The sequence below is a fragment of the Mycobacterium kansasii ATCC 12478 genome, from assembly GCF_000157895.3.
Taxonomy (GTDB): Bacteria; Actinomycetota; Actinomycetes; order Mycobacteriales; family Mycobacteriaceae; genus Mycobacterium; species Mycobacterium kansasii.
Map to the genome: position 1 here is coordinate 2,286,305 of NC_022663.1, position 20,784 is coordinate 2,307,088.

Genomic DNA, 20,784 nt, shown 5'->3' on the forward strand with positions numbered 1-20,784 from the left:
TTACCTCCTATGAGCATTACGTGCCTGTGCCGCGACGTGTTTCACTGCGACATAGCCAAAGGTCATGGCGGGTCCGATGGTTGCCCCGGCGCCGGCATAGCTGCGGCCCATGACCGGTGCGGAGGTGTTGCCCACCGCGTAGAGTCCACGCACCACGGTGTCGTCGCAGCGCAGCACCCGTGCGTGTTCATCGGTGCGCAGGCCTCCCGATGTGCCGAGGTCACCGAGAACGATGCGGAACGCGTAGTAGGGCGGATCGCCCAGCGGGTAGAGGTTGGGGTTGGGCAGCGTCGGGTCGCCATAGTAGTTGTCGTAGGCACTGTCGCCGCGGCAATAGTCGTCGTCGTGGCCGTTGCGGGCGAGTTCGTTGAAACGCGTTGCCGTTGCCCGGAGTTGGGCGCCCGGGACGCCGATCTTACCTGCCAGCTCCTCCCACGTCCGCGCCGCTTTGACGACGCCGGTCTCCAGCCAGGCCGCGGGGACCGTCCGCCCGGTAGGCACCGGCGCGCCGGGAATCTTCGGTATCGGCAGATGCCCGGCGATGACGTAGCGATTCCAGGACCGGTGATCAGTGATCAGCCAACAGGGGATGTGGGTGACCCCGGACTTCTGACCCTCGATCATGGCGTGGCCGAAATCCAGGTAGGGAGCGGCCTCGTTGACGAAGCGCCTGCCGTCACCGTTGACGATGAATTGCGCGGGCATCATCCGCTCGTTGAGCATGAATTGCATTCGGCCGTCGGGCCATTGAATGGCAGGAAACCACCATGCCTCGTCCAGCAGCTCGGTGGCCGCGCCGATCCGCTGGCCAGCCCGGATGCCGTCGCCGGTGGCCACGGGATTGCCGAAGCTCCAATCCTGGTCCACGATCGGCTGCTGTTCCTTGCGCCACGGCAGGTCGTGGTCGAAACCGCCGCTAGCCAGGATCACCCCGTGTCGCGCGCCGATCCGTGTCGGCACCCTCGCCCGGTCCACCAGCGCACCGATCACCGATCCGTCGCTGTCGGTGAGCAATTCGGCCATCGGCGAGTCCAACCACAGCGCAATGTCACGCTCTTTCATCGCCAGTCGCAACCGTGCCGCCAGTGACTGGCCGATCGCCGCGATCCGCTCACCGAGCACCCTGGCCCTGACCATGCGGGCGATCAGCTTCAGCAGCACTACCTTTCCGCTCCACGACTGGCGGATCCGGTAGAACGCACGTAACTCGTTTGGACCCAGCCAGATTCCCTTCGGCGCCAGCGCCAGCGGCCGGAGCAGCTTCTCCTCGTCGTCACCCAGTGAACGCAGATCGATGGGCGGCACGTTGATGGTGCTGCCCAGTTCGGAGCCGCCGGGCAGGTTCGGATAGTAGTCGGCATAGCCGGGCTTCCAGACGAATTCCAGCCACGGCGAGAGCCCTTCCAGGAACTCCAGCATCCGCGGGGCCGATTCGACGTATTGCCGGATCCGTGCCGGACTTACCAGACCGCCGGTGACCCGGCGCAGGTACTCGATCACATCAGCGGATGCCGGGGCGTAGCCCGCTCGGCGCTGCGCCGGCGCGCCGGGTACCCAGATACCGCCGCCGGACAAGGCGGTCGAACCGCCGAAGTGTCCGGACTTTTCCACCACCAGCGTCTGCAGGCCGGCGGCGTCGGCGGCCAGCGCGGCAGTCATACCGCCCGCGCCGGACCCCACCACGAGCACGTCGACCACGTGGTCGAACCCTTCGCTGCCGGTATGGGTCATGGGCTCGGCGCCGCCGTCCTGATGGCGAACGCGGTGATCAGGTCGGGAGCCTGCTTGTAGTAGCGAAGCGTGGTCCGGTACGTTCCCGCGGTCGCCAGGGCAGCGAAAGCGGCTATCCAGGTGCGGATTTCATGCGCGGAACCACCGCCCTCGTGCATCACGAACGAGTTCGACCACTGATCCAGGTCGTCCAGGTGTCCCCCGTCGACGATCTCCAGGAAGCGCTGATCCCAGGCCGGGTTGAGGGGCTGAAGATTGCTGTCTCCCGCGGCGAAGCTCTTGGCGGCGTCGATCACCGCCGTCTGCCGGGCTTGGCGTTGCTCGGAACTCATCGGCTGGCCGTGCACGATCCGCTCCAGACCGGCCGGGCCGGCGTCGTCCAGAGTCGGCACCGGAGGGCTGTGCGACAGCCCGCCGGATCCGATCACCAGTACCCGCTTGTCCAGCGAGGCAAGGAAATTGCCTACCACGGTGCCCAGTGCCCGGCAGCGGCGCAGTGGTCCCAGCGGCGTGGCGATCGCATTGATGAAGATCGGTATCACAGGGCGCGCGGTCGCCGTGCCGAAGAGTTTCTCCAGCGGCTGGACCGTTCCATGATCGACGTCCATGCTCGCCGAAAGCGCGACATCGATGTCCGCGCCGAGCACGGCCTTGGCGCACCGCTGCGCGATCTGCTCGGGAACGTCGAGTGGGCCGGTGTAGCTTCCGTAGTCGCCGACTCCGTTGGCGTGCATGCCGATACAAAATGGCGGCATCGCCTTGTAGAAGAATCCGTTGTAGTGGTCGGGCGAGAAGATGACGACGAGCTCGGGGTCGTACTCGCCGACGAATTCCCGTGCCTTTGCGATCGCGGTATTCACTTCGTCAAGCAGGTCCCGCGGCGGCCCCGGTAGATTCAGTAGCGGGCTGTGGGACATACAGCACAGAGCCAGTGGCACTTTGGAAATCACCGCCTCTCGGAGTGAGGGTGAGGGCTTTGACGAGCGATGCGCTCAACTCGGGAGCGAGTTGGGCGATACATGCGCCGGCGATACACCGGTCGGGACGCAGGAACACCACCGACTCGCCGTGAGCGTCGAACCAGGACTTGAGGTCTCCGGTGTGGTCACCGACGACCACGACATCGGGATCGTCGTGTCCGGTCCAGCGCAGCTGCACCTGCGGACGAGCGGCAACGAACCGGGCACCCAACGCCTGCCACGTCGCAAATGCGGGCTCGCCAAGGATCTTCCGCGGGTTGTTGTTCCAGCACAACACGGCGAACCAGGCGCCCAGCACGTCGTCCAGCAAGACGTTGCGGCGGGTGCGGGTGTTGACCCGGGGTTGAACGAACAAAGTACCCACAGGGGATCGTGGGTTGCGGGGCCCGAGGTGCACGACTGCGCCGCGCTCGTAGCTTGGCATCGGCTTGAACCGCATCTCGAGCACATAGCGCTTGAGCGCCGGCACAATTGAAGCGGCGCGCACGATCAGGTCCCGGCCGGCCGCGACCCTGCGGTCGGTGGGGGAAATCACCTTGCCCACCATGGTGGACAGGTCGATCATCGCCCGGGCGTGTTTGCGGCGTTCCATGTCGTAGGTATCGAGCAGGGAGTCGCGGGCCTGCCCGGTGACCACCGCGGCAAGCTTCCATCCCAGGTTCGCCGCGTCGCGGATGCCGCTGTTGTAGCCCTGCCCCTGCCATACCGGCATGAGGTGTGCGGCATCGCCGGCCAGCAGCAGACGCCCGCTACGGAAGGCGCCGGCGATTCGCGAGTGATGGGTGTAGACGCGCCGGCGGATCACCTCGACCCGGTCGGGGTATGGGACAACGCGTGCCAGCATGCGGGTCAAGAACGCCGGATCCTCCGCCTGCTCGTCGGATTCGTCGGCGTGAATCATGAATTCGAACCGGCGGATCCCGTGTGCGATGGAGATCGAGGCGTACGGGCGCTCCGGATCGGCGCCGACCTCGCTGTTGGGGTGGCCCAGCGGATCGTTGGCGATATCGACCACCAGCCACCGGGTGGGCGACGTGGTGCCTTCGAAAGAAACCCCCATCGTCCGACGGATGACACTGCGGCCACCATCGCAGCCGATGACATAGTCGGCACGCACCCGCGACACGCCGCCTTCGCCACCACACTCGACCGTCACCGCGTCGCCGGTTTCCGCGCAGGACATCACCGGACGGTTCCACCACACTTCGACGTGGTCGAATCTGTCCAGCCCCCGCAACAATTCGGCATCGACCAGCGGCTGCACAAAACCGTTGCGCTTGGGCCAGCCGAAACGCGCGTCGGGCGGGGCGATTTCGGCCAGAACCCGGCGCTTGGCATCGAAGAACCGCAGAATCTGGTTGGGCACCGTGTGCGGGAGGATTTCGTCGACCAGACCGATCGACTGAAAGGTGCGCAGCGCCTCGTCGTCCAGCCCCACCCCGCGCGGATAGTCGATCAGGCTGGCTCGCTCCTCGGCCACCAACGTGTGAATGTCTTGCAGCCCAAGGATATTGGCTAACGTCAGCCCGACCGGGCCGGCGCCGACCACCAGTACGTCTACCTCATGTCCGTTCCCGGTCATCAGCGGCCCAGCAGGAAATCGAGGTGCAGGCGATTGAACGTCTTCGCGTCCTCGTACTGGGGCCAGTGGCCACAGCCCGGCATCACCTCGAAGCGCGCGCCGGGAATCATCGACGCGATCCGGCGGCCCTCCGACACGTCGGCCGTCGGGTCGTGGGTCGTCCAGAGCACCAGCGTCGGCGCGGTGATGACCCCGTAATCGTCGGGACCCAGCAGGTTGCGGGCCCGGATCTGCGGGTCCTGCAAAGCCACGATGTCGCGCATGGCCGCGACGAACCCGGGCTGGCGGTAGATGCGTTGCCGGGCGGCAACCAAGTCGTCGTAGCCCTTGGATTTGTCGGCCATCAGCCATTTGATCCGCGCCTGCACGGCCTCCCAGGTCGGATTCTCCGCGGCTGCCATGGACAGCGCGATGATGCGCGCCATGACTTCCGGGTCGGCCTGCGAGCCGCCGGCGGTGTTGAGCACCATTCGGTCGACGACGTCCGGATGGTCGATGGCGGCGCGAGCGGCCACCCAGCCACCCAGCGATTCACCGCTGAGCTTGATCCGGTCGGCCCCGATGCTGCGCACCACCGCCATCAGGTGCTCGACGTAGTGCCGGATTTCGAGTGGATGCCCCGGTTTGTCGGTGTATCCGTGACCCAGCATGTCGATCGACCAGGTCCAGAAATGTTCGCCGTGCGCCGCCAGGTTGCGGACGTAGGCCTCGGCGTGACCACCGGACCCGTGCAACAGCACCAGCACAGGCTTACCGGGATCGCCGGCGCGCAGATAGCGCGTCCGGATCCCCGCGGCGTTGAGGTAACCCTGCTCGAACGGGACACCTTGGAGATCGCTCCACACGCTCTCGAACTCCGCCACGGTTCCTTCCGTCGGAAGTCCGGTTCTCATTTACGGGTACCGGATTGTGCTAATATCGCACATTAATGTGCGTTATATATAGAGCTTTGCTCTCGTCCGGGGGCCTGTCAAGACCGTGACCGGCTCGCAGACCCTGGCCAGGGGGCTGACCGCGCTGCAGCTGGTTGCGGGCTCACCCCGCGGGCTGACCATGCAGGAGGTGGCCGACCAGGTAGGCGTACACCGGACCATCGCCTACCGATTGCTGGCCACGCTGACCCAGTTCCGGCTGGTCGCCAAGGGCGAGGACGGGCGCTACCGGCCGGCGGCGGCGCTGGCGGTCCTCGGCTCGTCCTTCGACCACAACCTGCGCCAGCTGAGTCTGCCGACCCTGCGGTCGCTGGCCGACGAGCTGGGCACCACGGTATCGTTGCTGGTCGCCGAGGGCGACGAGCAAGTGGCGATCGCGGTCATCGTGCCGACCCAGGTCGCCTACCAGCTCGCTTTCCACGAGGGCAGCAGGTATCCGCTGGACCGCGGCGCCGCCGGAATAGCCCTGCTGGCGGGCATGCCGCCGCGTCCGGGTGAACGGGACCTGATAGCCGCCACCCGGGAGCGGGGCTGGGTGATGACCTACGGGGAGATCGAACCCAATACCTACGGCCTGGCCGTGCCCGTGGGCCGCGTCGCGCCGTCCCCGCCGACCTGCATCAACCTCATCTCCCACCGCGAAGACGTGGTGTGCCGGGGAAAGGACGCGGTCATCGCGGCCGCCACACAGTTGTCCACACTGCTGAGCTGAAGGGACGCCGGGCATGCGGTGGGATCAGGAATTCGATGTCGTGGTGCTCGGCAGCGGCGGTGCCGGGCTCACCGCCGCATTGACCGCAGCGGTCGCCGGCGCATCGGTAGCGGTGTTCGAGAAGGCGCCGACCATCGGCGGGACCACCGCTGTCTCGGGCGGCATAGCCTGGATTCCGGCTCATCACCGCTGTCCCGACCGTGAGCTGACGGTGGCCGAGGCCCTGCAATACCTGCGCGCGCAATCGTGGGGATCGATGGACGACGCACTGGTGGAAACGTTCGTGCGTACCGGCCCGGCCATGCTCGACTTCGTCGAGAAACACAGCGGTCTGCGCTTCGAGGTCGCCGACGGATTCCCGGACTACCGGCCCGAGCTGCCCGGAGGACAGCCCGCAGGTGGGCGCTCGCTCAGCGCGGCGCCGTTCGATCTCGACCGAATCGGCGAGTGGGCCGGCCGCATCACCTCATTCCCCGCCGATTGGTCCAACGTCGGTTTCGACGCCGAGACCCGCGCCCGGTTGCATACCGGCGTCGACCCCGGGCCGGGCAACATGTGCGTGGCCGGCACCGCGCTGATCGCCGGACTGTTGAAGGGCCTGCTGGACACCGGAGTGCAACCATGCCCGAACGCGCCGGCCGAGGAACTGATCGTCGACGGCTCAGCCGTCACCGGAGTGCGAATCGCGCGCCCCGAACACAGCATCAGCGTTGGGGCCCGTCGTGGGGTCATCCTGGCGACGGGCGGGTTCGAATGGGATCCCGTTCTGGTGCGGGCATTCCTTCGCGGACCCATGCACGGCGCGGTCTCGCCGCCCAACAACACCGGGGAGGGACTGCGCATGGCGATGGCGCGCGGCGCCGATCTGGCCAATATGGGTGAAGCGTGGTGGGTTCCGATCGTGCAGATCCCCGGCGACACCATCGGCGCCAGGCAACGCAGCCGCAGCGTGCGCCTGGAGCGAACCCGCCCGCGCAGCATCATCGTCAACCGGGCCGGGCGGCGGTTCGTCAACGAAGCATGCGATTACAACTCGATGGCCGGTCCCTTCCACTACCTCGATCCCCGGGACGGCTACGTCAACGACCGCGGCTGGATCGTGTTTGACTCGATTCACCTGCAGCGCTACGGGTTTCTGGGTGTCACCCACGCTCAACCGGTTCCCGGCTGGTTCTGCGAGTCGGCCGACCTGGCCGAATTGGGCGCCAAGACCGGCATCGACGTCGACGGGCTGACGCGCACCATCGAGCGGTGGAACCGCAACGTCGCGGCCGGCGGCGACCCCGACTTCGGCCGCGGTTCCAGTGCCTACGACGGCTATTGGGGCGATCAGAGTGCCACCACACTTGCCGGCAAGACCCTCGGCCCGATCGACACCGGCCCTTACTATGCGGTACCGATCTGTGTGGGTGCGATGGGCACCAAGGGCGGACCGCGCACCGACCGCGATGGACGCGTGCTCCACGTCAGCGGCAACCCCATACCCGGTCTGTTCGCCGCAGGCAACACGATGGCCGGAGTTACCGGCCGAGCCTACGGCGGCGCGGGCGGAACGATCGGCCCCGCAATGGTTTTCGGGTACCGCGCCGGCTACGCTGCCGCCACCGGCGCATCCGTCGACCCGCGGTAGCGGTCGTTTCAGGACTTCAGCGGGACTTCCACGCAGACGTGGGTGCCCGCCGGAGTATCCAGGAAGACGAAAGTCCCGCCGGCGGCGTCGACCCGGGCCCGATGCGAAGCCAGCCCGATATGCCCCTCGCCGAGGCGACGAGCCATGGTGTCGCCGCTGATTCCCACCCCGTCATCGGCAACATCCAAAACGCAGATGCCATCGGTGATCCCGAGGTTGACCGACGCAGTGCGGGCCCGGGAATGGCGCACCACGTTCGACAGCAACTCACGGGCCACCCCGAACATGACCGGGTCGATCTCATTGCGCACCGGATAGTCGATGTCGGTGCTGACCTTGATACCCGAACGCTGCGCGGTGGACGCGGCCAGCTGTTCGACGGCCGCGCCGAGGCCAACCTGTTCCAGGACGGCCGGATGTAGCTCAAAGGTGGCCTGTCGCAGACGTTCCGATGCGCTCTGCAGACCGGCCAAAGCCCGGTTGACGCGCTCGTCGTCGGGCGCAGCCGTCTGTAACTCGATGAGCTCCTGACGGGCGGCCAGCACATCTTGCAGCGGCCCATCGTGAATGGACTCCGAGATCCGGCGCTGCAACACCTCAGACGCGGTCATGGTCTGAGCCAGCAGTTCCTCACGCAACGCGCTCAGACCCGCGATCGAGCGGGCGTGGCGCTCCTCGATTCGAACGACGATCAATGCGGTGGCACACAGAAATGCATAGAGCACGAATCGGAATACCGCTTCGGGCCATCCGATTGCCCACACCATCGCCGGATCCTGGACCACCGCGAGGGCAAATCCGACGAGCGTGAAAGCCAGCACCACCGCCGCCCGCCGCGACGACACGTCCAAGCCCACCAGCACCGGCAGCAAGGTCATAATCAGCAACGGATAGATCCCGTCGGTGGACAGCAACTGAAAACCGGTCAACGCGAAAACGTCTACCGCGGTGAACGCAACGGGCTCGTATCTGGCCATCCGGACGAATCGACGCAACACAATGACGCGTCGCGACGGCGAATACGCCAATGCCAGGGCCCACAGCGCGGCCAACGCGTAGGCAACGATCAACGCGGATTGCTGCAGCCATTCCGAGCGGTTGGTGCCGACCAGCATGGCGGCGACCATCAACACCACAACTCCGACTCGAAGCACCGAAGCGATTCGGTAGGAGCGCAACTGGTGCAGCTTGCGCACCCGTTTCAGTTCCGCGTCGCTGGTCTCTACCACAAGAACACCGTAGTCATGACCGCGGATGCGATTGGGAGGTTGCGCGGCAATATCACCGATCCGCCAGAGCAAACTGTCGGGCAGGCCCGCGAGTTGTCCGGGAATTGCGGGCAGATAGTCGCGGCGAGCGGCTACACTCATCGCCATGGTCGGCCGACCCGGACATGACCGGACATGACCCGGACATGACCCGGACATGATAGGGACATGACGCGAACATGACGGCGCCCGAAAAAGTCCGTGTGGTGGTCGGCGATGACCACCCGCTATTTCGTGAGGGCGTGGTGCGCGCGCTTTCCTTGAGCGGCTCGGTCAACGTGGTCGGTGAGGCCGATGACGGCGCGACGGCGCTGGAGTTGATCAAGACTGAGCTGCCCGACGTCGCCTTGCTCGACTACCGGATGCCGGGCATGGACGGCGCCCAGGTGGCCGCCGCGGTGCGCAGCTACGACTTGCCGACCCGCGTCCTGCTGATATCGGCGCACGACGAATCGGCGATCGTCTACCAGGCATTACAGCAGGGCGCCGCCGGATTCCTGCTGAAGGATTCGACACGCACCGAGATCGTCAAAGCCGTACTCGATTGCGCCAAGGGACGCGACGTCGTCGCGCCCTCCCTGGTCGGCGGCCTTGCCGGCGAAATCCGCCAACGAGCGGCCCCGACGGCTCCGGTGCTCAGCGCCCGCGAGCGAGAGGTGCTCAATCGTATTGCCCGCGGCCAGAGCATCCCCGCGATCGCCGGCGAACTGTATGTGGCGCCATCGACGGTCAAAACCCATGTGCAGCGGCTCTACGAAAAGCTTGGCGTCAGCGACCGTGCGGCCGCAGTCGCCGAAGCCATGCGGCAGGGGCTGCTCGACTGACTGCCGCTCGACCGACTGCCGCTGGGCCAGCAATTGCGTGCCGCAATCAGGATTTCAGCGGTACTGCCACGCGGACGTGGGTGCCCGCCCGGGTATCCAGAAAAACGAATATGCCCCGCGCGGCGTCGACCCGCATCCGATGCGAAGCCAGGCCGATGTGCCCCTCGCCGAGGCGACGAGCCATGGTGTCGCCGCTGATTCCCACCCCGTCGTCGGCAACATCTAGAACGCAGGTGCCGTCGGCGATCCCGAGGTTGACCGACGCAGTGCGGGCCCGGGAATGACGCACCACGTTCGACAGCAACTCACGGGCCACACCGAACATGATCGGGTCGATCTCATTGCGCACCGGATAGTCGATGTCGGTGCTGATCTCGATGCCCGAACGCTGCGCGGTGGAGGCGGCCAGCTGTAGGACCGCGGCCCCCAACCCGACTTGCTCGAGGACGGCCGGATGCAGCTCAAAGGTGGCCTGCCGCAGACGTTCTGAGGCATCCTGCAAGCCGGCCAAAGCCCGGTCCACCCGTTCGTCGCCTGGCCACGCGATCTGCAGCTCGACGAGTTCCTGGCGCGCGGCCAGCACATCTTGCAGCGGCCCATCGTGAATGGACTCCGAGATCCGGCGCTGCAACTCCTCAGAGGCCGTCATGGTTTGAGCCAGCAACTCCTCGCGCAACGCGCTCAACCCGGCCACCGAGCGAATATGGCGCTCCTCGATGCGCACCACCACCAACGCTGTGGCGCACAGAAATGCATACAGCGAGAAGAGAAAAGCGGTATGGGGCCAGCCCGTCGGGCCGAGGAGCACACCGTCGTGGACCCCCGCTAGCACGAACCCGAGCAGGCTGAACGCCAGCACCGTGACAGCTCGTCGTGACGAGATATCGACGCCCGCCAGGACCGGCAGCAACGTCATGATCAGCAGTGGATACAGTCCGTGGGCCGACAGCAGCTGGAAGCCGGTCAATGCCACGATGTCGACGGCGGTGAATACCAGAGGTTCCCACCGGCGCACGCCCGACGATTCCTCCGCTTCGAGCAGTCGTCGCGCCGGGGAAAAAGCCAATGCCAGGGCACACAGTGCGGCAACTCCATACAAAGCGACCAAGACGGTTTGCTGGCCCCATTCGTGCGTCGGAGTGCCGACGATCATCGCGGCAATGACGAACACCAAGACCCCGATGCGAAGTACCGAGACGATCCGGTATGAGCGCAGCTGGTGCAGCTTGCGTACCCGCTCCAGTTCCACGTCGCTGGTGACTGCCACGGGAATACCGTACTCACGGCGGCGTTTCACCGCCGGGTCTGGAGCCGGCCGGACCCTCGGGACCGGCTTCATCAGCGGGCTGTTCAGCAGCATCTGCGGCCGTGGTTGCGCGGCGCCCTGCCGATGTCGGCCCCGGCCAAAGCACGTGCCAGGGGTGCGCACAGTGCAGTGCCGAGCAGGCCGGCGGTCACGGTGGCGCCGACCATCAGTAGTCGCCCGCCGTGTGCGAGACTGCAGGAAGCCAGGATTGGCGCGGTCACCGCCGCAGCCGCCGTCGTCATCGACCAAACCCCCTGGTAGCGGCCGCTGCTGGCAGGTTGAGTGATCCGGTGGACGATGCCGGCGCTGACCACAAACCAGACGATCTCACCCGGTGAGCACGCCGCAACGGCAGCGCTGAAACCGGCCGTGGTGTGGGCGATCCCGGCCACGCCCATGCACAGAGTCACCCACACTCCCGCGACGGCCAGCATGTCGAGCCTGGGGCCGACCGCCAGCTGCTTACTCAACCACGGTGTCATCAAAGGGGTTAGGGCCGCCACGGCCACACCGTTGACCACCTGCACCCAGCCGTAAGCGCCGGTACCCAGACCGGACGCATTCATCAGCATCGGAACGACGGCGAAGATGCCCATCAGCACCGTGAGAGTCGCCCAGCCCGATGCGACCAACAGAACCAGCCGTTTGTCGGCGAAGATTTGCCGGTAATCACCCCGGTCATGAGCGGTCACGGGCGTCGCCGCGCGGTACCGGCCGGCCGGTATGCAGCGGACCGTCATCACCGCGAAAGTTGCGTATACGATCCCGTTGATCCAATACAGCAGCGAGGTGCCCATCCACTCCGCGACCAGACCGCCGACCGCGCCCGCGATCGCCGCGCCGATGTTGAGAACCCACCCGTAGCGCCAGGTGTCAAGTCTGGCCCGGTGCCGAGGATCCGCAATCAACGCGGTAATCGCGGAGCCGAGCACCAGACGTGGTGTGTCGCAGGTCAATCCGGCGATCATGGCTGCCACCGACAACACCGGAACGCTGTGCGCCGCGGCAATCAGCATCAGCACCGCGGCCGCCACCGCCATTGTGGAGACCAGCGTCGACCGGGCTCCGTAGCGGTCGACCAGCCAGCCGCACAGCAGCTGCCCCGCCGCCCATCCCGCACCGTAGGCCGCCAGGACCACGCCCACGGCTCCTGCCTGATGACCGCGTCCGGCCACGTGGTAGGCCAGGAACGGATACGCGAAGCCTGCCGAGCGCACTAGCAAGTTGCCGGCCAGCAGTATCCACATCACCGCCGGATAGCGATCGCGGTCCGGCCGCACCACGGCTGACGAGACCGAAGCAACCGCGGCGTCCGGATGGCTGTTCGCCACATCCTCACCCGCGATAGCTGCGAGGGCTGTTCCTGTGGCCACGGGCCTCAAGGTAGCGACGCGGGTCCGCGCGGGGTACCGCCGATCGGCCCCCTCGCTTGATGAACGCCCGTTCCTCCGACCAGGGGACACGGCACGGGTCGAGCGGTGATGAACGCTTGCACCCATGACGTCACCTCGGCGCGGCTTGGTGACCCGGCTGCTCGACGCCTGTGACGTGCCGTGTGCGGCAAAGTAGCGCCGCCTCAGGGCGACCTCAGGGCCGGCACTGAAGCGGACCGGCGCAGCGCGCGGGCCAGCGGCAGACACAGCGCGGCGCCGGTCAGCCCGACCGTCACGGTGACGATCGCCACCAGACGATGACCGCCATGAACCAGGCTGTAGGAGGCGATGATTGGGGCTACCACTGAAGCGATAGCCAGGGTCATGGACCAGATGCCGTGGTAACGGCCGCCGTTGGCGGGCGGAGCGATCCTATGCACGATGCCGGCGGCGATCACGAACCAGGCGATCTCGCCCGGGGTGCAGACCGCCGTGGCGACGGTGAAGCCGAGGGTGGTGTGTGCGAGCGCGGCGCCCGACATGCTCACCGCCGTCCACACGCCGGCGGCGGCGAGAATGTCGAGCCTCGGACGAAAGCGGGCCGCCGCTTTACGGCCCAGCCACGGTGTCATCACCGGGGTGAGGCCAATCCCGGCAACGGCATTGGCCAGTTGCGCCCAGCCGAATTCGCCTGCGCCCAAACCGCTGTCGGCCATCAGCATGGGTACCGCGGCATAAAGACCACGGACCGCCGTCAGTGTCGCGAGGCTGGACCCGAGCAGCAGGACCAGCCGTGCATCCGAAAACGCTCCGCGGTAACCGATTTCAGCAGTCTGCGCAACCGGCTCGGTGGCCGCCTGGGACCGGCGATGCTCCCTGGCCGGGATGCAGCAGGCCGCCAGCAGCGCCAGCAGCGCGCACGCAACGGCGTTGATCCAGAACAGCACGGGAACGCCCGACCAGCCGGCGAGCAGACCGCCCACACCGCCGGTGATCGCGCGGCCGATGCTGACGATCCAGCCGAAGCGCCAGGCGTCGATCTTCGCCCGCCGCGCGGGATCGGGCACCAGCTCGGCGATCGCGGCGCCCAGCACCGGGCGCGGCGCGTCGTAGACCACACCGGTGACCAGAGCGCCGATCAGCAATGCCGGCACACTGCGGGCCTGGGCCATCAGCACCAGCACCGTGGCCGCCACCAGCATGGTGGACGCCAGCGTCGCGCGCGAGCCGGTGCGGTCCACCAGCCAGCCACATGCCAGTTGACCCACTGCCCAGCCGACCCCGAAGGCGGCCAGGACCGCGCCGACAGCGCCGGCGGTGTGTCCTCGCCCGGCCACGTGAAACGCCATGAACGGATAGGCGAACCCCGCCGCGCGCACCACCAGGTTGCCGCCCAGCAGCAGCCATATGACGCCCGGCAGCCCCTGCCGGCAGGACGAGTGGGATGACGTGTGCGAATCCGACATCCGGCGACGCAGGTCGAGGCCGGCACGGGCGCCGAGTACCTTGGCCGCGCCGGAGTGCGTGGCCCTCGCCGCCCTGAACCAGGCCCAGTGCCCGCCGGCATACCGGCCCGGATGACTGGCGGCCAGCGTTCGCAGCCGCAGCAAAGCAGTAGGGAGATCGACGTCCGAGCCAGAGGTCAGCACCGGTTCGCTGCCGGCGATGGCCGCGGTTTTCGTCACCAATTGAACGGTAGAGATGATCACGTTGCGATAACTCCGCCGATCGGCCGAAAAACCGCCGCGATCTGGGTCCACCGATCGGAGGACATGTCCGCCCGGATACGGACGGATACGGCCGCGCTGCCCGGACCCGCCTGGGGCTCGTCATTACCCGAGTCGCTGCCGGAGTCGCTGTCGGAGTCGCTATCCGATCAGCTGCGGCAGCACCCGAAGCGGCTCGATGCCGTCCTGCGCGGCGTTGCCGGCCGCGGCTGCCCGTTCGGATGCGCTAGCCAGCGGCAACCCGCCGAGCAGACCGGGGGCCGCGCCGGAGCCGAGCGAGGAAGCGCCGCTGGAGACGGCGCCCGGCAACGCCGCGACCGCGGCATGACTCAGGGTTGGTGCGGAGGCGGCCCACGCCGCTGGCACCGACAAGCCGCCGACCGTCGCCGCTCCACCCATGCCGGCCGACACCGCGCCGGTCAGGCCTGCCATGCCCGCCGAACCCAGGGCTCCCGCGGCAGCAGCCTCCGCCGCCGCCGCGACCTGGGCGCCGACCGCGGCCGCCGCCGGGAACAGGCCCTTGAAGGCCGACATCGCCGACATCATCAGGCCTGCGGACGAGGTGCAGACGAAGAACGGCGTACCGAAAATGCTCATCATCGTCTGCAGGTCTTGCATCCAATCCGGGAGTATCGACGTGCCGCTGGCGGTCGACACCGACATCAGCTCGGACAGCACCGTGGCGACGTTGCTGGCCGCCGAGTTGCCGGCGGCTTGGTCAACTGCCGCGGCCTGGCTGACCAGCCCCGCCGGGTTGGCCGTCGGCGGGGGCGGGGTGAACGGGGTCAAGCTGGTTGCGGCGGACGACGCGGCGACGTAGCCGTACATCGCGGCCGCGTCCTGAGCCCACATCTCGCCGTACTGGGCCTCGGTGGCCGCGATCGCCGGAGAGTTTTGGCCGAGCAGGTTAGCGGCGATCAGGACCGCCAGCTGTGCACGGTTGGCTGCCACGAGGGCCGGATGAACCGTCATCGCGTGGGCGCACTCGTAAGCCGCGGCCGCCGCTTTGGCTTGGCCGGCGGCCAGCTCAGCTTGAGCAGCGGTGGCTTTCAGCCAGGTCACATACGGTGTGGTGGCAGCGGCCATCATGGTCACGGAGGCGCCGAGCCAGGGCCCGCTGATCAGTCCGATGACCACCGACTCGACGGCGATTGCCATGGAGTTCAGCTCGACGGCCAGTCCATCCCACGCGCCGGCGGCGGCCAGCATCGATCCTGCCCCCGGCCCGGCGTACATGCGTCCGGAATTGATCTCGGGCGGCAGCGCCCCGTACACCATCGCTGCGGAATCCGTCCTTAGCGGGCTGCGATCGCGTTGGCCGCCTCGGTCGCCGCATAGGAACCGCCGCTGGCTCCGAGGGTGGTCACAAAGAGTTCGTGGATCGCCGCGGCCTGTGCGCTGACCGCTTGATAGAGAGTGCCGTGGGCAGCGAAGTGAGCTGCGGTCAAGGCCGACACCTCGTCTGCGGCAGCCGGTACCACGCCGGTGATGGGAGCTATCGCGGCCGCATTACTCGCGTTCATGGCGCTACCGATCGACTGCAGGTTCCCTGCTGCCGAGATCAGCGCCTCGGGTTCACTGGTCACGAAAGACATGACACAACAGTGCCGTGGCTCCCCTCCGATGTCTGTCGGGCGAGCGGGCACTTTGCTGGCGGAATCATGCTGTCCTCCGATCGACGGAGTTGGTGTCCTCCGCCCGGCGCGAGGCGCCGCGCTTCGGTCGGGGTTCAGTCCTGTCGCGGGTGCGGGGACAGCAACCGCTCGGCAGCCGTATACGGATCGTCGCCGCCGTCGACCACCGACTCGGCGAGCCGATCGAGGTCCGCATGGGCCCGCAGCCGGGTGTGTGCCAAGGACAGGATCAGCGCGCGGGCGCGGGCCAGCCGGCGGTGGCGGCTGTCGCGGCGGTGATGTGCGTCGATCGCGGCCACCAGCTCCGCAACGCCGTCACCGCGCGCGGCCGCGAGTTTGACGATGGGAACATCGGTTTCGGCCCGCAGATCCCGCACCGTCTGCTCGGCGCCGTCTCGGTCGGCCTTGTTGACCACCACGATGTCGGCGACCTCGAGCAGACCCGCTTTGGCGGCCTGCACGGCATCACCTGTGCCGGGGTTGAGGATGACGACGGTCGGGTCGGCGATGGCGGCGATCTCGATCTCCGACTGGCCCACCCCGACGGTTTCCAACAGGACCTCGTCATAACAGATGGCTTGCAGCAGCCGGATGGCGGCGGGAACGGCGGCGGCCAGACCGCCGAGGTGCCCGCGACTGGCCACCGAGCGGATCAGTACGTCGGAGTCGTCGATGTGTGCGGTCATCCGGATCCGATCGCCGAGCAGGGCACCCCCGCTGAACGGCGACGACGGGTCCACGGCCAATACCCCCACCCGGCGGCCGCGCTCCCGGTAGGCGCCGACCAGGGCCGCGATCGTCGTCGATTTTCCGGCGCCCGGCGGCCCGGTGATGCCGACGACGCGGATCTCCGACACCGGCGCAGGGTCGATGGCGGCTAGTACCTCGTCGCGACGTTCTCCCTCGACGAGGCTCAGCAGCCGACCTGTCGCGCGGGGAGATCCGTTGCGCGCCCGGGCAATCAGATCGGCGATGTCCATGCGTAACGGCTCGCTACGGATCGTTATGCCGCCGCAACCTCGATGACCGTTGCCGAGCCCATGCCGCCGCCGGCACACATCGCCGCGACGCCGATACCACCGCCGCGGCGGCGCAGTTCGTGCACCAGCGTCGTCAGCATTCTGGCACCGGTCGCCGCCACGGGATGGCCCAGCGAGCAGCCGCTGCCGCTGACGTTGACGCGGTCCGGGTTGAGGTCGAGCATTTTCACGGTGGCCACACACATCGACGCGAACGCTTCGTTGATTTCGAACAGGTCCACGTCGGAGATCGAAAGTCCAGCGCGGGCAAGGGCTTTCGGGATCACCTCGACGGGCGCCAAGCCGGTGGCCGCCGGGTCCACACCGACGGAGGCCCAGGACACGATGCGGGCCAGCGCGGGAAGTCCCAGCCGGTCACTCAGCCGGTCGCTCGCGATGGTCAGCACGGCGGCACCGTCGTTGGCGCCGCAGGCATTACCCGCGGTGATCGAGAAGCCCGCTATTTCGGGATGCAACGGCTTGAGCGCAGCCAGCTTCTCCATGGTCGTGTCGCGCCGCGGATGTTCGTCGACCGCGAACAACCCGTGCGGGGTCTCGATCGGCACAATCTCTTCCTTGAACCGGCCTTCGTCGATCGCAGCGATCGCGTTGCGGTGTGACCGCAGTGCCCACGCATCCATCTCCTCGCGGCTGATGCCCGCTTTGACCGCGGCGTTCCACCCCACCGTGATGGACATGTCCAGGTTGGGCGCGTCGGGCCGGTCTGGGTGGGTCGGCGGGAACCAGTCGACCCATTCGCCGTCGACCTGCATCCGAGACCGCGGCGACGTTGACGCCGAGTTCACTCCGCCGGCGATGACCAGCTGGTCCATTCCCGCGCGCACACCGGCCGCGGCGCTCTGCACGGCCGCCTGCCCAGCCGCACAGTGCCGATTGTTCGCCAGGCCGGGCACGTGGCTCAGGCCGGCCGTGATGGCCGCGTGGCGGGCGATCACGCCGCCGCCGTAGAGACCCTCGCCCAGGATCACGTCGTCGACCAGTGCCGGGTCGAGACCGGCTGCGGCTTCGCTGACCACGTGATGGGCCAGGTCGAATGCGCTGGTGTCGCGCAGGGTTCCTTTGCGCGCAGTGCCGATGGGCGTACGCAGGGCGGACACGATGACGGCTTCTGGCACAGGTCTTCTCCATCCACAGGTTGGCGAGAACACTATTCTCTCATTCCGAGAGTATGAGTTGCAAGGAGGTGGGCCGCCGCGACCTGGGTAGGCCTCGCCGCCGGTGGCAATCGCTAGTTCACTTTGGCTGGTTCACTATGGAACCGATTCCGGGCCGCGCAACGCCGGCAACACCCACCGCCCAACGCCAAAGAGGAGCAAGCAATGTCCCCTATTGATGAAGTCCGCCGGCCGAGCACCGCCGACATCGTGTTGACGCCGATCCTGACGGTCCTGGTACCGCTGGTGGCGATCGGCTCCTACTTTGGCACCTACGCCTTCAACAATGCGGCGCGCTGCTCGTACAAGATCTCGCCCGAAGGGACCTGCAACCCGGACCTCTTGGCCACGGGCGGTGTAGTAACCCTCGCCGGGATCCTGGTCGGCGTCGTCGTCGCCATCGCCGGGCTCATCGTGGCGCACCGTAGGGCCACTGCGAGGTGGACCTGGCCCGCTCTGGGTCTTGCGATTGTCATCGTGACCTATCTCGCGGGGCTGGCAATGGCGTTCGGATCGTCGCTGGGGGGCCCAGCGACCTTTGGGTGATCGTCGCCCGACCGCGCCGAACCAAACGGGTACCCGAAATGACTCGAAAAAGCACACCGGCAACGGCTGCGGACTTGACTCAGCCGGCAACAACAATCGCGGCCACGGTCGGAGATGTTCAAGCGGATTGGCGGTGAGCCTGGGCTCTGGACGTTATCGAGCCGAATAGCTGGCGCCAGGAAACTGGCCGACAGGAACCTATCCGCCCCACAGCGCGTTGTGTTGGCACAGCTGCGACCGGCCATCCAGGACCGGCCATCCAGGACCGGCAGAGCGTACGATGCGAAGCAACCGATTTAGGAGAAAACCTATGTTGACGAAAGTACTGGTCAGCGCGGCCATCGTCCTCGGCGCCGCCGTCGGGGCGGCAGCGCCCGCAATGGCCGACCCCGCCGCGGACCCCACCGATGGCATCGGCTCCTTCGCGCTCAACTGTGCCGACGACACGACTTGCCCGTCCGACAGCCTCGGCAACGCACCGACTGCGAACCCGCAACAGCTGACTGCGGCAATCAAGAATGGTTTCGCTGGTCCGAGCGATTTCTCTGACCTTCATGCGGACCGAGGCCAGCAGTAATCTGCCGCCTCAAGGCTCACGATGCCGCCGCGTCGAGCTGCTGCTCCAACCCCGGTGGTCCGTAGTAATGCACCGAGACTTTGATGAAGTTGACCGCATTCTGAACGGTGAAATTCACATTCGAATTGTCCCTGATGAGCCTGTTGGCTATGGCTGTGATCCCCTTCATCGTGGGGTGCTGGGCCAGGTAGTCAGCGGTGCCGTGACCGACCCTGATCGCCGCCGCAGGGTCCGTAAAAGGGACGCCGCGATCCCTCAGGTCCTCGAGGAAGAACTGATCGCACGTTGCTAAGTCGAAACCACGGCTTTCGCACGCAGTGCCCTCGGCCCGTGCCAGCGGGGGCATCACCGACGACACCGAGAGAAATGACGGTAGGGCTACAAACACCGCAAGCAGAATCTTGGTGAAGGCCTTCACAGGTGCACCCCCATACCGTTGCTCAACGAGCAAACTCCCATTCCCGGGTCCTTCTCTCGGACTCGACTTGTACAGCCGAATCGACCTTCCGCTTGAGCAAGATCGGTCACTAGGGTCTTTGGGCCTCTAGCCTTGCTTGCTGAGATCGTACCCGCACTACGCCACCGCATTGAGCTGCTCCGGTAGCCCCGGTGGTCCGGAATGATGCGTCGAGGTATTGACAGATTCGACCGCCATTACTCACGTGATTCCCTGCATAGTGCGGTGATTGGCCAAAATGGTCAGATATGGCGTGACTATTGGATTGCGGCTCCACGGATCGGCCACAGGCTGCCAGGTCGAAAACCACGGCCGGGGCAAGCTGGACTCGGCCTACGCCAGCGGGCGGCGGGCCGGCGCAGCACAGCCTTCGTCGGGGTCGGTGGTTGGCTGGTGGCATGACTCGACCAGAGGCGACAATCGCGGTCCCGGGCGGAAACGTGTGGTTCAAGCGGGTCGGCGGCGGGCCAGGCCTTCCGCTGCTCGTGGTGCACGGCGGCCCGGGTCTGCCGCATTACTACTTGACCTCGCTGGAACGTCTGGCAAACGAACGCGAAGTCATCTTCTGGGATCAGCTCGGCTGCGGGAACTCCGAATGTCCGTCGAATCCGGATCTTTGGACGATGCAACGCTCGGTAACCGAAATGGATGCCGTGATAAGAGCGCTGGGCCTCAACGCCTTTCACATCTTCGGCAACTCGTGGGGCGGGATGCTCGCCCAGCAGTATGTCCTTGACGTGCCATCCGGTGCCGTCAGCCTGATCATCTCGAACAGCACCGCGTCCATACCACGGTTCGCCGACCACGTGATCGAACTGAAGTCGAGGTTGGACCCGGCGACCCAAGCCGCCATCGACCGCCACGAAGCCGCCGGCACCACGCATTCCGCCGAATACCAGGCAGCGATCACCACCTGGAACGAGACGTATCTGTGCCGCACCCGACCCTGGCCCGGCGAACTCTACGAAGCATTCCGCAACATGGGCACCGAGATTTTCGAAATGATGTTCGGCCCCAGCGACTTTCACATTGTCGGCACCATCCGGACCTGGGACATCGTCGAACGGTTGGCTGAGATCACGCTGCCAACGCTGCTGATCGCCGGCAGGTATGACGAATGTTCGCCGGAACACATGCGCGACATGCACCGCCGTATTGCCGGCTCACGTTTCGAGTTCTTCGAGCGAAGTGCCCACCTGCCCTTCATCGAAGAACCGGACCGGTTCGACGCGCTGCTGCGGGACTTCCTGGGTCACCACGACCGGGGCGGCCCCGCGCGAGCGTAACGCGACGGGCAAAATCAGAGACCGA

Annotated in this window: 19 protein-coding genes; 6 read left to right on the top strand and 13 right to left on the bottom strand. The window is 66.7% G+C overall.

What is annotated here, in order from left to right; genetic code table 11:
• From MKAN_RS09775 to MKAN_RS09790, 4 genes are read right to left on the bottom strand one after another with little or no spacing between them, the layout of a single operon-like run.
• Positions 1-1,731, bottom strand: coding sequence for an FAD-binding protein (locus tag MKAN_RS09775; protein ID WP_023367776.1), 1,731 nt, complete (start codon positions 1,729-1,731; stop codon positions 1-3).
• Positions 1,728-2,648: a 3-carboxyethylcatechol 2,3-dioxygenase gene (locus tag MKAN_RS09780; protein ID WP_036393768.1), complete on the bottom strand. Its 921-nt coding sequence runs from the start codon at positions 2,646-2,648 to the stop codon at positions 1,728-1,730. Before MKAN_RS09780 ends, MKAN_RS09775 begins: the two co-directional genes overlap by 4 nt.
• Positions 2,596-4,293 carry a bifunctional 3-(3-hydroxy-phenyl)propionate/3-hydroxycinnamic acid hydroxylase gene (locus tag MKAN_RS09785; protein ID WP_023367780.1) on the bottom strand — a complete coding sequence of 566 codons (1,698 nt, stop codon included), beginning with the start codon at positions 4,291-4,293 and terminating at the stop codon, positions 2,596-2,598. The genes MKAN_RS09780 and MKAN_RS09785 overlap by 53 nt, the downstream gene beginning before the upstream one ends.
• Positions 4,293-5,156 (bottom strand): alpha/beta fold hydrolase, encoded by an 864-nt coding sequence (locus MKAN_RS09790; protein WP_036393988.1) that lies wholly within the window; start codon positions 5,154-5,156, stop codon positions 4,293-4,295. The genes MKAN_RS09785 and MKAN_RS09790 overlap by 1 nt, the downstream gene beginning before the upstream one ends.
• A 115-nt stretch (positions 5,157-5,271) precedes the next feature.
• On the opposite strand from MKAN_RS09790, the gene MKAN_RS09795 reads away from it, so the two are divergent.
• Together MKAN_RS09795 and MKAN_RS09800 are read left to right on the top strand one after the other, a co-directional pair.
• Positions 5,272-5,937: an IclR family transcriptional regulator gene (locus MKAN_RS09795; RefSeq protein ID WP_023367785.1), complete on the top strand. Its 666-nt coding sequence runs from the start codon at positions 5,272-5,274 to the stop codon at positions 5,935-5,937.
• Between the two features lie 13 nt (positions 5,938-5,950).
• The gene (locus tag MKAN_RS09800; protein ID WP_023367789.1) at positions 5,951-7,567 is read left to right on the top strand and encodes an FAD-dependent oxidoreductase; all 1,617 of its coding nucleotides are present in this window, start codon (positions 5,951-5,953) and stop codon (positions 7,565-7,567) included.
• Positions 7,568-7,575: 8 nt separating this feature from the next.
• Here the strand turns inward: MKAN_RS09800 and MKAN_RS09805 are convergent, their stop codons facing one another.
• Positions 7,576-8,796 carry a sensor histidine kinase gene (locus tag MKAN_RS09805; RefSeq protein WP_036393991.1) on the bottom strand — a complete coding sequence of 407 codons (1,221 nt, stop codon included), beginning with the start codon at positions 8,794-8,796 and terminating at the stop codon, positions 7,576-7,578.
• 218 nt (positions 8,797-9,014) lie between these two features.
• On the opposite strand from MKAN_RS09805, the gene narL reads away from it, so the two are divergent.
• On the top strand, positions 9,015-9,659 hold the full coding sequence (gene narL / locus MKAN_RS09810; RefSeq protein ID WP_023367793.1) for a two-component system response regulator NarL: 645 nt from the start codon (positions 9,015-9,017) through the stop codon (positions 9,657-9,659).
• 46 nt (positions 9,660-9,705) lie between these two features.
• On the opposite strand, the gene MKAN_RS09815 is transcribed toward narL, so the two are convergent.
• The 7 genes from MKAN_RS09815 to MKAN_RS09845 form a co-directional block, all read right to left on the bottom strand.
• Entirely contained in the window at positions 9,706-10,926 is a 1,221-nt protein-coding gene (locus MKAN_RS09815) for a sensor histidine kinase (protein WP_036393993.1), read from the bottom strand.
• 83 nt (positions 10,927-11,009) lie between these two features.
• Complete coding sequence (locus tag MKAN_RS09820) at positions 11,010-12,212, bottom strand: MFS transporter (RefSeq protein ID WP_129111810.1); 1,203 nt, start codon at positions 12,210-12,212, stop codon at positions 11,010-11,012.
• A 329-nt stretch (positions 12,213-12,541) separates the two neighbouring features.
• Complete coding sequence (locus tag MKAN_RS09825) at positions 12,542-13,804, bottom strand: MFS transporter (protein ID WP_042313547.1); 1,263 nt, start codon at positions 13,802-13,804, stop codon at positions 12,542-12,544.
• Between the two features lie 402 nt (positions 13,805-14,206).
• Entirely contained in the window at positions 14,207-15,343 is a 1,137-nt protein-coding gene (locus tag MKAN_RS09830) for a PPE family protein (protein ID WP_023367801.1), read from the bottom strand.
• Positions 15,344-15,360: 17 nt separating this feature from the next.
• Positions 15,361-15,660 carry a PE family protein gene (locus MKAN_RS09835; RefSeq protein ID WP_023367803.1) on the bottom strand — a complete coding sequence of 100 codons (300 nt, stop codon included), beginning with the start codon at positions 15,658-15,660 and terminating at the stop codon, positions 15,361-15,363.
• 134 nt (positions 15,661-15,794) lie between these two features.
• Positions 15,795-16,679, bottom strand: a complete 885-nt coding sequence (meaB, locus tag MKAN_RS09840; RefSeq protein WP_023367805.1) for a methylmalonyl Co-A mutase-associated GTPase MeaB — start codon at positions 16,677-16,679, stop codon at positions 15,795-15,797.
• Between the two features lie 23 nt (positions 16,680-16,702).
• A complete protein-coding gene (locus MKAN_RS09845; protein WP_023367807.1) occupies positions 16,703-17,854 on the bottom strand; it encodes a thiolase family protein in 1,152 nt (383 codons plus the stop codon).
• Between the two features lie 204 nt (positions 17,855-18,058).
• Between MKAN_RS09845 and MKAN_RS09850 the strand changes: the two genes are divergently transcribed.
• Together MKAN_RS09850 and MKAN_RS09855 are read left to right on the top strand one after the other, a co-directional pair.
• Positions 18,059-18,439, top strand: coding sequence for a hypothetical protein (locus MKAN_RS09850; protein ID WP_023367809.1), 381 nt, complete (start codon positions 18,059-18,061; stop codon positions 18,437-18,439).
• Positions 18,440-18,749: 310 nt separating this feature from the next.
• Positions 18,750-19,016, top strand: a complete 267-nt coding sequence (locus MKAN_RS09855) for a hypothetical protein (protein WP_023367811.1) — start codon at positions 18,750-18,752, stop codon at positions 19,014-19,016.
• A gap of 16 nt (positions 19,017-19,032) precedes the next feature.
• Here the strand turns inward: MKAN_RS09855 and MKAN_RS09860 are convergent, their stop codons facing one another.
• Positions 19,033-19,434 (bottom strand): DUF732 domain-containing protein, encoded by a 402-nt coding sequence (locus tag MKAN_RS09860; protein ID WP_023367814.1) that lies wholly within the window; start codon positions 19,432-19,434, stop codon positions 19,033-19,035.
• Between the two features lie 437 nt (positions 19,435-19,871).
• Here MKAN_RS09860 and MKAN_RS09865 point away from each other — a divergent pair, with 437 nt between their 5' ends.
• Positions 19,872-20,759, top strand: coding sequence for a proline iminopeptidase-family hydrolase (locus MKAN_RS09865; RefSeq protein ID WP_023367816.1), 888 nt, complete (start codon positions 19,872-19,874; stop codon positions 20,757-20,759).
• The last annotated feature ends 25 nt before the right edge of the window (positions 20,760-20,784 follow it).